A 12,158-nucleotide genomic window follows, 5' to 3' on the forward strand; every position below is an offset into this window, starting at 1 on the left:
GCCCGCTCAGTGCTTCCGGATCACCGTCTCGGGGCGGCCCTCGCGCCATGTGGTGACGTCGAGGTGCCCGTCCAGGAGGGTCACCGCCGCCGCGCCGGTGATGCCGGCCTGGTAGCAGTGCTCGAAGGGCTGCCCCCGGATGTCGAGCCCGATCTCGGCGTAGACCGCCTCGGCGAACCGCTGGTGCAGGGCCTCGTCGTGGACGTCCTCGACGGTGCCCCACAGCTTGGCGTCACCGTCGGAGACGTGGGTGTCGACGGTGGCGGTGTGCAGCGTGAAGCGGGGGTCGCGGGCGAGGTCGTCGAACTTGGCGGTGTGGGGCATGCCGGCGAGCCACAGGTCGCCCTCGAAGAACCGCGGCTCCATCGGGCTGATCCGGGGGAAGCCGTCCGGGCGCAGCGTCCCGAGCATGCAGAGGTTGCCGGTGGCCGCGTGGCGGCGTAGGAAGACCTCCGCGATCGCGGGGGCGTGCGCGGCGAACTGCTCCCACCCGGCCACGCCGTCAGCGTGCCAGGTACGGAACGCGTCGGCCTCGTCCCGTCGGGTCAACCGGACGAACCAGCCCTTTCTGTACACAGCGTGACCGCGGAGTCCGGCGGTCCCGGCTTTTGTGGAGATGCAACAGAACCCGGCGCCACCTCCTCGCTTCCGGCGTAGCCCCGGGCCCGACCGCGTCCCTACCGTCGAAGACGTGATCACGGGAGCACCGGTTCCTGGCCCGGCGATCACGAACGCCCCGGGCGGCGACCACCCCAGCGTGAGCGCCACCGTGCCCAGCCTCGTCGAGCGCCCGTGCGGCCCGGTCCCCGCCGGCACCGTCGCCTCGACCTCCGAGACCACCGCTCCCCGGCGTTCCAGGAGGACCGCATGACGACCATCGCGAAGCCCGAAGTCATCCCCGAGCACGTCACCCGCGTCAACGAGGCCAAGACCCCGACGGGTCCGGGCCGGCCGGGGGCGAGCACCGCGCACATCACGGCGTCCACCGCGCACCTGTCCACCGAGGACGTCGAGCGCATCGGCGCGGAGCTCGAGGCCATCCGCGAGGAGGTCATCTCCTCCCTCGGCGCGGCCGACGCCCGCTACATCCGCCGGGTCATCACGACGCAGCGCGGCCTCGACATCGCCGGCCGCGCGCTGCTGCTCGGCGCCCTCTTCCCGCCGGCCTTCGTGCTCGGCACGGCCTCCCTCGCCGTCGCCAAGATCCTCGAGAACATGGAGATCGGGCACAACGTCCTGCACGGGCAGTGGGACTGGATGCGCGATCCCGAGATCCACTCGACCACCTGGGAGTGGGACCACGTCTCCACCGCGGCCGGGTGGCAGCAGACGCACAACTACCTGCACCACACGTACACCAACGTGCAGGGCAAGGACCGGGACATCGGCTACAACGTGCTGCGGGTCGACCCCGACCAGCCGTGGAAGCCGATCCACCTGATCCAGCCGCTGACCAACATGGGCCTCGCGCTGATCTTCGAGTGGGGCATCGGGATGTTCGACCTCGAGCTCGACGACATCCCGAACGGCAAGGCCACCTGGCGCGAGAAGCTGCCCGAGATCAAGATCATGGCCCGCAAGGCCGGCAAGCAGCTGGCCAAGGACTACCTGGTGTTCCCGGCGCTGTCGGGGCCGTCGTTCGTGCAGGCCGCGGCCGGCGCCTTCCTCGCCAACACCATCCGCAACATCTGGTCGCACGCGGTGATCTTCTGCGGGCACTTCCCGGTCGAGGTGGAGACCTTCTCCGAGGACCGCCTCGAGAACGAGTCGCAGGCCGAGTGGTACGTCCGCCAGATGCTCGGGTCGGCCAACATCGAGGGCTCGACGTTGCTGCACATCATGACCGGCAACCTCTCGCACCAGATCGAGCACCACCTCTTCCCGGACATGCCGTCCAACCAGTACGCGCGGATCGCCCCGAAGGTCCGCGACCTCTGCCGCCGCTACGGGCTGCCGTACCACGCGGGCCCGATGTGGAAGCAGTACGGCGGGGTGCTCTGGAAGATCGCGCGCCTCTCGCTGCCCGGCGGGCACGAGTCGATCGACAAGCGCCGCCGCCGGGCGCTGCCCACGGGGCGGGGTGCGGTCGCGACGCTGCGCCGACTGCGGGACCGCACTGTGCCGATCGCCGCCTGAGGTCGCTCTCGTCCCCTCGTCGGCCCCCGAGGTGCAATGATCGGTCGGGTGGCTGACGAGGACAGGTGGCGGGAGGAGCGGGAGCGGTTCGTGAGAAGTGACCAGGAGGCCCTCGGTCCGCTCGCCGAGCAGTTCGTGTCGCTCGGTGACTCGCTGTTCGACGGCGAGCTCGGCGTGATCGACGTGCTGGAGCGGGTCGTCCACGCCGCCCAGGAGGTGGTCGGGGCCGACGTCGTGTCGGTGACCCTGCGCGACGGCCACGGGTTCACCACGCCGGTCGAGACCGATCCGGTCGCGAGCAAGGCCGACGCGGTGCAGTACGAGCACGTGGAGGGCCCCTGCGTCGAGGCCACCCTGGACGACGGGCTGGGCTACGCCTCGTCGTCGGACCTGGGCCACGACGCCCGGTGGACGCGGTTCGGTCCCGCCGCGGCCGACCTCGGGCTGCACGCCGTGTTCGCCACCGGCATGTTCCCCCGCGATGCCCGCCCGCGCATGGGCGCGCTGAACTACTACTCGCGCATCCCGGGCGGGCTCGACCGGGTCGACAAGGACATCGCGCTGGTGTTCGCCACCCACGCCGCGGTCGCCCTGCGCGGCGCCCAGGCGGTGGAGGCGGCGGAGCTGCGCGCCATGCAGCTGTCCGAGGCGGTGGCGTCGCGCGACGTCATCGGGCAGGCCAAGGGCATCCTCATGGAGCGGCGGGGGCTCACCGCCGACGAGGCGTTCGACACGCTGCGCCGCACGTCGCAGGACCTCAACGTCAAGCTCCGCGACCTCGCCCACACGTTGGCCGAGCGACGGGCCGAACTCTGATATCTTGTGGCCCCGGTCACGTTTCGTGGCGTGCACGATCGGTGACCTACAGTCGACTTCCCGTCGAGACCGCGCGGGCTCCGTCCGAGCAGCGCGGCCCGCGGGGGTGCCTCATGAGTGCGTCGATCCAGGTCACCAACGAGTCCCGACCCATCGAACCGGTCGGTGAGCCCGCCTCCCGCGGCACCACCGACCAGCGCCGTCGGCAGGCCCGGGTCGCCGCCGTGCGTCGTGGCCGGGAGCACCCCGAGGTCAGCGCGGGCGTGGGGCTCTGCCGCTACGACGACGGGTGCGTCGCCCTGGCCGTCGCGGGGGCCGGTGGACCCGCCCAGGTGCGGGCGCTGCGCTCGCTGCGGGCCCGCCTCGCGCGCGAGGCGTGGGCGGAGTTCGTCGTGGACCTCTCCGGGCTCGACGGCGACTGCGGCCCGGCACTCGTGCGCGTGCTCGGCCAGCTGCGCGTGCAGCGCCTCTCCGCGGGCGCCCGCGTCGAGGTGCACGGCGCGCCCCCGGCGCTGACCGCCGAGCTCGGCGCCCGCCCGGCGACCGCGTACACGGTGCACGACGAGCCGTCCCGCCGCTGAGGCGCCGACCCGGGGTGGATCAGCCCTCGACGACGGGCTCGCCGAAGGAGGCGCCGAACCGCAGCGCCAGCGCCACCTCGAGGCGGGCCACCGGGTCGTCGAGGGCGCCCGCGAACGACTCCTTGAGCCGTGCGAGCCGGTAGCGCACGGTCTGCGGGTGCACGTGCAGGGTGCCGGCGGTCTCGGCGATGTCGCCGTGCGCGTCGAGCCACGCCCGCAGCGTCGTCACCGCCCGGTCCCGCGCCGAGGCGCTCATCCGGCGCAGCGGCTCGAGGCGCTGGGCGACGAGATCGGCGGTCACCGAAACGTCGGCGTGGAGCAGCAGCGCGAGCAGGTGGTCGTCCGCGCGCACCAGCCCCGACGCCGGGCGGGACTCGCGCGGACGCCCGACGTCGGGCTCCGCGGCGATCTCGCCCGCCAGCACCAGCGGCCACGCCGCCCGGGCCCGCTCCACGGTGCGGGCCACCTGGTCCACCGGCACCGTCGGGCCGACGACGGCCGTGACGCCGGCGGTGGCCTCGAGGAGCATGTCCGCGCGCCCCGGGCCGTCGGGGTCGGGGACGACGAGCACGCCGAGACCGTCGACCCGCGACCCCAGGACGTCCGCCGGCAGGCGCCGGCAGAGGGCCGGGGTGGCGTCCTCGTCGCACACCACGAGCGCGAGCGTGCGCGGCAGCGCCCACTCGGCCTCGCGGGCGAGCCGCTCGAGCTCGGGGCCCTCGGGCGGCGGGGTGCGCATCAGCGCCGCCACCAGCGAGTGCCGTCGGGCGTGCCGGGAGCCCGCGGTGAGGCTCTGCTCGTGCGCGTAGCCGGCCACCGAGGCGGCCGCGAGCTGCTCGGTGTACTCGAAGAGCGCCTCGGCGAGCCGGAAGATGCCGTCCGGGCCGAGGCCGTAGGCGTCGCTGCCCGCCGAGATGCGCCGCCACATCACCCGTGAGCCCACGCGGTAGGCGCTCTGCAGCGCGTCCATGGTGCGGCCGTGGCGGTGCTCGACGCGGCCGAGCTCGAAGTACACCCGGGTGTCGGGCAGGTCGTCGTCGGTGCCGAGGAGCTGCAGGAACTGCTCCAGCGCGACCGACACGCCCCGGCGGATGTTCTGCCCGAACACCCCGTCCATCGACAGCGCGTACTCGGCGACCTCGGCACGCACCTGGTCGATGATGTCGTCCCCGGTGTCGAGCACCCCCGCGCGCATCCGGTCCGCCGCCTCGGCCGGCACCTCGGCCCAGGGGTGGCGCCGCCGCTCGCGATCCGGGTCGTCGACGGCGCGCAGGGCTGCCCGGCTGCCCGCCGAGCACGCCGGTGGGGCCTTCTCGGCCCTCGCTCCGTCCGCCACGAGCCTCATTGTGACCCACACGGGCGCTTCGGGGGGATCGCTCGCGATCCGCGCCACGCCGGGCCCGTCCCGGCGGCGCGTGTCGGGCGGGACGCGCAGGGACCGGGCACAGGTCCCTCACAGCCGGTGGCGGGACACTGGGGGGAGCCCGAGGACGGCCCGGGGCGGCGGGGAAGGTGGGCGGAGGTGGCGGAGACGGACGGCCTCGACGGCGTGCCGCCACCGGCCGGCGCCGTGGCGCCCGCCACCGCCGAGCGACGGGCCCCGTGGACGGGGACGCTCGTCGCGCTCGTCACCGGCGCCGGGGCCTCGCTCGTCGCCGCCGCCGGCTTCCGCCCCCTCACCCGCCGCTGGCCCGAGGCGATCGGCGCCTCGCTGCTCGCGGCGTTCGCGACGGAGCTCCCGCGCCCCACGGCCACGCTGACCGTCGGGGTGGCGGCGACCGCGGTCCGCCGCGGCGCGGCGCGGACGGTCCCCGGCCGGTTCGGGCTGGGACTCGCGGCGGCCGCCGTCGTCGCCCTGCTCACCCTCGACCGCCGGGCCCGCGCGACCGGGCAGGTCCTGGCCGAGGCGCTGGCCGGTGCCCTCGGCACGCGCGTCGCGGTGGCCGACCCGCCGGCCTGGCTCTCGCCGCGCGCGGTGACCGCCCCCCGCCGGTTCCGCGCCGCGGGCGCCCGCGACGTCGCCTACGGCCCTCACGGGCGGGAGAACCTCCTCGACGTCTGGCGCCACCCCGACCTCCCCGAGGACGCCGGCGCGCCCGTCCTCGTCGAGATCCACGGCGGGGCGTGGTCCTCGGGCCGCAAGGAGGACGAGGCCAACCCGCTGATGAGCCACCTCGTCGAGCGCGGCTGGGTGTGCGTCACGGTGAACTACCGCCTCGGCCCCGGCTCCCGGTGGCCGGCGATGATCGACGACGTCCGGGCGGCGCTGCGCTGGGTGCACGCGAACATCGGCGCGCACGGCGGCGACCCGGGCTTCGTGGCGGTCTCCGGTGGTTCCGCCGGCGCCCACCTCGCCGCGCTTGCCGCGCTGACGGGGGGAGCCGGGACGCGCGTCGACGCCGCCGTCACGCTGTACGGGATCTACGACCTCACCCAGGACGACGGCAGCGGCACCCTCGACCTGCTACTGGCCGAGACGATGATGCCCGGCACGCTGACCGACGACGCCGGGGAGTGGATCGGCGCCTCGCCCGCCCACTGCGTGCACCGCGACGCGCCCCCGTTCTTCGTGCTGCACGGCACCGGCGACGCGATCGTGGTCCCCGAGCAGAGCCGGGCGTTCGTGCGGGCGTTGCGCGCGGTCTCGGCCCAGCCGGTGGCCTACGCCGAGCTCCCGCACGCCCAGCACGGGTTCGACGTGCTGCCCACCCCGCGGACGCTGCTCGTGGTACGGGCGGTGGAGGCGTTCCTGGAGGCGGCGCTGGGTCGGCGGCCGGTGCGGCCCGGACGGGTGGCCTGAGGTCGGAAGATCCTCGGGCACCTGGAGGAGTGTGCCGGCCCTCGACAGCCCGCCAGGTGCCCGTTGATCACGAACCCGGCGCTCACCCCACCCCTCGGGCGCGGCCTGCGAACCCGGTCTCCGCCGATCGATAGGCTGGACAGCGGCGGAGGAGGTCCTCCGCCGACCACCGATGACGATCCAGGAGTAGCGCCGTGTCCTCGCTCGCAGCCCCCGCGCCCGCCGCCACCGTCCGGGTCGGCGCGGGCACGACGGCGGGCGAGGCGGTGCGGGAGGCGGGGCTCTCCGGGAGCGGGCCGACCACCGTCGTCGTCGTCCGCGCCCCCGGCGGCACCCTCAAGGACCTCGCGTGGCGCCCCGACGAGGACGTCGACGTCGAGCCGGTGCCGGCGAACACCGAGGACGGCCGGGCGGTCATCCGCCACAGCGCCGCGCACGTGCTCGCCCAGGCCGTCCACCAGCAGTTCCCGGAGGCCAAGCTCGGCATCGGCCCGCCCGTGACCGACGGCTTCTACTACGACTTCGCCGTCGAGCGGCCCTTCACCCCGGAGGACCTCCAGGCCCTCGAGAAGGCCATGCGCAAGATCGTCAAGGCCAAGCAGCGCTTCGCCCGCCGCGAGTACGCCTCCCTCGACGCCGCCCGCGAGGAGCTCGCCGACGAGCCCTTCAAGCTCGAGCTCGTCGACCTCAAGGGAACGACCGACGAGGGCGACAGCGAGATCATGGAGGTCGGGGCGGGCAACCTCACCGCCTACGACAACATCCACGCCCACACCGGCGAGCGCGTCTGGGGCGACCTCTGCCGCGGTCCGCACATCCCGACCACCGGCTACATCCCGGCCTTCACGATCACCCGATCCGCGGCCGCCTACTGGCGCGGCGACCAGCGCAACGCCCAGCTACAGCGGATCTACGGCACCGCCTGGGAGTCGCAGGAGGCCCAGGACGCCTACCTGGAGCGGCTCGCCGAGGCCGAGCGCCGCGACCACCGCCGCCTGGGCGCCGAGCTGGACCTGTTCAGCTTCCCCGACGAGATCGGCTCCGGCCTCGCGGTCTTCCACCCCAAGGGCGGGATCATCCGCAAGGAGCTCGAGGACTACAGCCGCCGGCGGCACTCCGAGGCCGGCTACGAGTTCGTCAACACCCCGCACGCCACGAAGGGCACGCTCTTCGAGCTCTCCGGGCACCTGCAGTGGTACGCGGAGGGCATGTACCCGCCCATGCAGCTCGACGCGGAGTACGCCGAGGACGGCGAGCTGAGGCGCCCGCCGATCGACTACTACCTCAAGCCGATGAACTGCCCGATGCACAACCTGATCTACCGGTCGCGCGGGCGGTCCTACCGGGAGCTGCCGCTGCGGCTCTTCGAGTTCGGCACGGTCTACCGGTACGAGAAGTCCGGCGTGGTGCACGGCCTGACCCGGGCGCGCGGGTTCACCCAGGACGACGCGCACATCTACTGCACCCGCGAACAGATGGCCGACGAGATCACCTCGTTGCTGACCTTCGTGCTCGGCCTGCTGCGCGACTACGGCCTCGACGACTTCTACCTCGAGCTCTCCACCCGCAACCCGGAGAAGTCGATCGGCTCCGACGAGGAGTGGGAGGAGGCCACCCAGGCGCTGCGCGACGCCGCCTCGACCTTCGGCCTCGACCTCGTCGACGACCCGGGCGGTGCCGCGTTCTACGCGCCGAAGATCAGCGTGCAGGCCAGAGACGCCATCGGGCGCTACTGGCAGATGTCGACGATCCAGGTCGACCTCATGCTGCCCGACCGCTTCGAGCTCGAGTACACCGCCGCCGACGGCTCGCGGCAGCGGCCGGTGATGATCCACCGGGCGCTGTTCGGCTCCATCGAGCGGTTCTTCGGGGTGCTCCTCGAGCACTACGCCGGCGCGTTCCCCGCCTGGCTCGCGCCGGTGCAGGCCGTCGCGATCCCGGTGTCGGGGGACCAGGGCGGCTACGTCGACGACGTCGTCGCGAAGCTCCGGGAGCAGGGCCTGCGCGTCGAGGCCGACCACTCCGACGACCGCATGCAGAAGAAGATTCGCACGCACACCCTGCAGAAGGTGCCGTTCCTGCTGCTCGCCGGCGGCAAGGACGCTGACGCCGGGGCGGTGTCGTTCCGGTTCCGCGACGGCTCGCAGGTCAACGGCGTGCCGGTCGACGACGCCGTGGCGGCACTGGCCGGCTGGGTCGCCCGCCGGGAGAACGCGTCACCGGACGAGGCGAACTTCGGCCCGCTCGTGACGCGTGCCTGACCCGACGAGCACGATGGGTCCGCGATGAACGGCGACGGGGCGACGAGCGAGCGGGCGGGGCCCGCCGTGTCGCCGGGCGCGCCGCTGCAGCCGGGCCGGCCGGACTCCGGCGTCCCGGTGGACCACCCGCCCGGCGCCGACGAGCTGAACGGGGCGGGCACCCCGGACGGCTTCCGCCGGCTCTGGGCGCCGCACCGGATGGCCTACATCGCGGGCGAGGCCGGGACCGGCGAGGTCGACGGCGGGTGCCCGCTGTGTGCGATCCCTGGACGCAACGACGAGGACGGCCTCGTCGTCGCCCGCGGCGACCTCGTCTACGCGGTGCTCAACCTGCACCCCTACAACCCGGGCCACCTCATGGTCGTGCCCTACCGGCACGTGGCCCTGCTCGACGAGCTCACCGACGACGAGTCGGCGGAGCTCATGCGGTTCACCCAGGACGCGCTGCGGGCCCTGCGGGCCATGTCCTCGCCGCACGGGTTCAACATCGGGATCAACCTCGGGCACGTCGCCGGCGGCTCGCTCGCCGACCACCTGCACCAGCACGTGGTGCCGCGCTGGGGCGGCGACGCCAACTTCATCACCGTGATCGGCCAGACCAAGGTCATCCCCGCCCTGCTCGGCGAGACCCGGGCCCGGCTGGCGGAGGTCTGGGCGACGACGACGGGTGGCGCACGATGATCAACGAGTGGGGGCGCGCGGCGATCAGCCGCAGCCTCGAGCCGGCCGGGAAGTGGCTCGTCCGCCAGGGCATCCACCCCGACGCGATGACGGTGTTCGGCACCGCCGGGGCGACCGGGTTCGCGATCTGGCTGATCCCGACGGGGCACCTCTTCGCAGCCTCCATGATCGTCTGGGGCTTCGCGATGCTCGACGTCCTCGACGGGGCGATGGCGCGCGCCCGGGGGGTGACGAGCCCGTTCGGCGGCGTGCTCGACTCGCTGTGCGACCGCATCGTCGACGGCGCCGTCTTCAGCGGCATCGCCTGGTGGGCGGCGGTGCACGACCACTGGGTGCTCGTCGCGCTCGCGCTCGTCTGCCTGGTCAGCGGCCAGCTGATCTCCTACATCAAGGCCCGGGCCGAGGCAGCCGGACTGCGCGCCGACGGCGGCATGGTCGAGCGCGCGGAGCGCCTCATCCTCGGGCTCGCCGGCTGCGGCCTCACCGGCCTCGGCCTGTCCTGGGCCCTCGACGTCGCGCTGTGGCTGCTCGCCGTCGGGTCGCTGGTGACCGTCGGCCAGCGCATCCACGCGGTATGGGTGAGCGCCCGCGAGCAGTACGGGGCGGCCACCGGCGTCACCCGCGGCCCGGCGTCGCCGGGCACGCCGGCGCTCCCGGCCGCGCAGCCCGAGGAACCGAGCAGCCCCGCGGGGTCCAGCGCCCCGCGGGACGCCGAAGGGTGAGGCCCGCCGAGCGGGCCGCCGATCTGGGCTACGCCGCCGGCTGGCGGCTCGTCCGCGAGCTGCCGACGCCGATCGCCCGCGCGGCGTTCGACGCCGCGGCCGACCTCGCCGCCCGCCGTCGGGGGCCCGGCGTCGCACGGCTGCGGGCGAACTACGCCCGGGTCCGCCCCGACCTCGGGCCGCGCGAGCTCGACGAGCTGACCCGCGCCGGGGTGCGCTCCTACGCCCGCTACTGGCGCGAGGCGTTCCGGCTGCCGTCGATGGACCTCAAGGAGCTCGCGGAGCGCGTCGACCCGGCGGTGCACGGGCGCGAGCACCTCGACGCCGCGCTCGCCCGCGGCCGCGGCGCGGTGGTGGCGCTGACGCACTCCGGCAACTGGGACGTCGTCGGGGCCTGGGCGGTGCAGCGCTACGGCGGCTTCGCGACCGTGGCCGAACGGCTGCGTCCCGAGGCGCTCTTCCGGCGGTTCGTGGACTACCGCGAGTCGCTCGGCTTCGAGATCCTCCCGATGACCGGCGGGGAGGCCCCGGTGCGCGGCCTGCTCCGCGCGCTGCGGGCCGGGCGGATCGTGTGCCTGGTCGCCGACCGCGACCTCTCCCGCCACGGCGTCGGCGTCGACCTGTTCGGCCACCGCGCCGCGATGCCGCCCGGGCCCGCGTCGCTGGCCGCGGCGACGGGCGCGGCGCTGCTCCCGCTGGGCAGCTGGTTCACGGGGTCGGGCGCCGACGAGGGCTGGGGGTTCCGGATCCACCCGCCCGTCCCGGTCGCGGGTCGCGACGGCGTCCCCGCCGCGACCCAGGCGGTGGCCGACGCCTTCGCGACCGAGATCGCCGGGCACACCCAGGACTGGCACATGTTCCAGCGGATCTGGCCCGACCTGCCCTGAGCCGCGGGGATGCGCAACGATCCGGCACCCGCAACCGCTTGCGGTACGGGTGGTACCGCCCGATCGTGGTATCACCGGACCCGTGCTGACGTCCCGGACCGCACACGTCGAGGCCGAGGTCGAACGGCTCTGCCAGGAGCTCGGGCCGGGGGCGCTGCTGCCGGGTGAGCGGGAACTCGCCGAGCGGTACGGGGTGTCGCGCTCCACGGTGCGCCTCGCGCTCGCCGAGCTGACCAGCCGCCGCGTCGTCGAGCGCCGCCACGGCGCGGGCACCTACGCCCGCCGCACCGCCCCGGCCCAGCCGCTGGACGCGCTCTCCTTCCACGACGACATGACCCGCCGCGGGCTGCGGCCCTCCTCGCGGGTGCTGTGGTGCGACGAGATCGCCGCGGACGACGAGCTCGCCGCCCACCTCGAGGTGCCGGTGGACGACCCGGTCCGGCGGTTCGCCCGACTCCGGCTGGCCGACGGCGAGCCGATGGCGCGCGAGCTGCTCCACGTGCCCACCCGGATCGTCCCCGGCATCCGCGGCGCCGACCTCGAGGGCGAGGCCTCCTGGTACGCCCTGCTCGAGTCCCGCTACGGGCGGCGGGTGGCCGACGGCGTCCAGACCGTCGAGCCGGTGCTCGTCGAGGGCGAGGACGCGGCGCTGCTCGGGGTCCCCTCCGGACGCGCCGGGTGGCGCTTCCGCCGGACCTCGCGCGACGAGCGCGGCACCGTCGTCGAGCGCGTCGACGCGCTGGTGCGAGGCGATCGCTACCTCGTCGAGGTCGGGATCACCCGCCCTCGGCGGCCCCCGCGCTGAGACGCCGGGGACGACGGCCCCGCGTCCCCCGTCCGGGGGTCGCCGGGAGATCCCGGGGGCGCCGCGCGCCGTACCCTCGCCGCCGGCGGGCAGATCGCGGTGTCGGTCGCGTATCCCGACCGCTACCGGGCGCTGTCCGGGAGCCCCGCGCTCACGCCGCGGGCCCCGGCGACGCTCGCCATCGGGCCGACCCACGACGAGCTCGTCCCGCCGGCGGGCGTCGCGCGGTTGGTCGGCGCGGCGCGCGCGGCGGGGTGGACGCGACGCTGGTGGAGGTGCCCTACGCCAACCACGTGTACGACACGCTGGGCACCGGATCCCTGGGCGACCAGGCGAGCCGCTCGATCCGCGAGCACTGGCTCGTCCAGCACGGCTGGTAGCTCAGCGCAGGATCTCGATCAGCAGCACCCAGGCGCCGACCAACCCGCCGAGGAGCGCGAACCCGATGGCGGGGGCCAACCAGACCAGC

12 protein-coding genes are annotated in these 12,158 nt (G+C 74.6%); 10 read left to right on the top strand and 2 right to left on the bottom strand.

Annotated features, from left to right (window positions below):
* Nucleotides 1-6: 6 nt before the first annotated feature.
* Nucleotides 7-549 carry a pyridoxamine 5'-phosphate oxidase family protein gene (locus tag VGH76_RS14915; protein WP_331557474.1) on the bottom strand — a complete coding sequence of 181 codons (543 nt, stop codon included), beginning with the start codon at nt 547-549 and terminating at the stop codon, nt 7-9.
* A 423-nt stretch (nt 550-972) separates the two neighbouring features.
* Here VGH76_RS14915 and VGH76_RS14920 point away from each other — a divergent pair, with 423 nt between their 5' ends.
* From VGH76_RS14920 to VGH76_RS14930, 3 genes are all read left to right on the top strand, one after another.
* Complete coding sequence (locus VGH76_RS14920; protein ID WP_414637732.1) at nt 973-2,136, top strand: fatty acid desaturase family protein; 1,164 nt, start codon at nt 973-975, stop codon at nt 2,134-2,136.
* Nucleotides 2,137-2,184: 48 nt separating this feature from the next.
* Entirely contained in the window at nt 2,185-2,952 is a 768-nt protein-coding gene (locus VGH76_RS14925) for a GAF and ANTAR domain-containing protein (RefSeq protein WP_331557476.1), read from the top strand.
* 113 nt (nt 2,953-3,065) lie between these two features.
* The gene (locus VGH76_RS14930) at nt 3,066-3,533 is read left to right on the top strand and encodes a hypothetical protein (RefSeq protein WP_331557477.1); all 468 of its coding nucleotides are present in this window, start codon (nt 3,066-3,068) and stop codon (nt 3,531-3,533) included.
* 19 nt (nt 3,534-3,552) lie between these two features.
* Here VGH76_RS14930 and VGH76_RS14935 read toward each other — a convergent pair whose 3' ends face one another.
* A complete protein-coding gene (locus VGH76_RS14935; protein WP_331557478.1) occupies nt 3,553-4,869 on the bottom strand; it encodes a helix-turn-helix domain-containing protein in 1,317 nt (438 codons plus the stop codon).
* 186 nt (nt 4,870-5,055) lie between these two features.
* Between VGH76_RS14935 and VGH76_RS14940 the strand changes: the two genes are divergently transcribed.
* The 7 genes from VGH76_RS14940 (at nt 5,056) to VGH76_RS14970 (ending at nt 12,069) form a co-directional block, all read left to right on the top strand.
* Complete coding sequence (locus VGH76_RS14940) at nt 5,056-6,333, top strand: alpha/beta hydrolase (RefSeq protein WP_331557479.1); 1,278 nt, start codon at nt 5,056-5,058, stop codon at nt 6,331-6,333.
* 194 nt (nt 6,334-6,527) lie between these two features.
* Nucleotides 6,528-8,594 carry a threonine--tRNA ligase gene (thrS, locus tag VGH76_RS14945; RefSeq protein ID WP_331557480.1) on the top strand — a complete coding sequence of 689 codons (2,067 nt, stop codon included), beginning with the start codon at nt 6,528-6,530 and terminating at the stop codon, nt 8,592-8,594.
* 117 nt (nt 8,595-8,711) lie between these two features.
* Nucleotides 8,712-9,275 (top strand): HIT family protein, encoded by a 564-nt coding sequence (locus VGH76_RS14950; RefSeq protein WP_414637733.1) that lies wholly within the window; start codon nt 8,712-8,714, stop codon nt 9,273-9,275.
* Nucleotides 9,272-9,997 (top strand): phosphatidylinositol phosphate synthase, encoded by a 726-nt coding sequence (gene pgsA / locus VGH76_RS14955; protein ID WP_331557482.1) that lies wholly within the window; start codon nt 9,272-9,274, stop codon nt 9,995-9,997. Before VGH76_RS14950 ends, pgsA begins: the two co-directional genes overlap by 4 nt.
* The gene (locus VGH76_RS14960) at nt 9,994-10,884 is read left to right on the top strand and encodes a phosphatidylinositol mannoside acyltransferase (protein ID WP_331557483.1); all 891 of its coding nucleotides are present in this window, start codon (nt 9,994-9,996) and stop codon (nt 10,882-10,884) included. Before pgsA ends, VGH76_RS14960 begins: the two co-directional genes overlap by 4 nt.
* 82 nt (nt 10,885-10,966) lie before the next feature.
* Nucleotides 10,967-11,689, top strand: a complete 723-nt coding sequence (locus VGH76_RS14965; RefSeq protein WP_331557484.1) for a GntR family transcriptional regulator — start codon at nt 10,967-10,969, stop codon at nt 11,687-11,689.
* A gap of 254 nt (nt 11,690-11,943) precedes the next feature.
* Nucleotides 11,944-12,069 (top strand): hypothetical protein, encoded by a 126-nt coding sequence (locus tag VGH76_RS14970; protein ID WP_331557485.1) that lies wholly within the window; start codon nt 11,944-11,946, stop codon nt 12,067-12,069.
* Nucleotides 12,070-12,158 lie beyond the last annotated feature (89 nt).

This window comes from Actinomycetospora sp. (genome assembly GCF_036497585.1).
In the GTDB taxonomy this organism is placed as follows: Bacteria; Actinomycetota; Actinomycetes; order Mycobacteriales; family Pseudonocardiaceae; genus Actinomycetospora.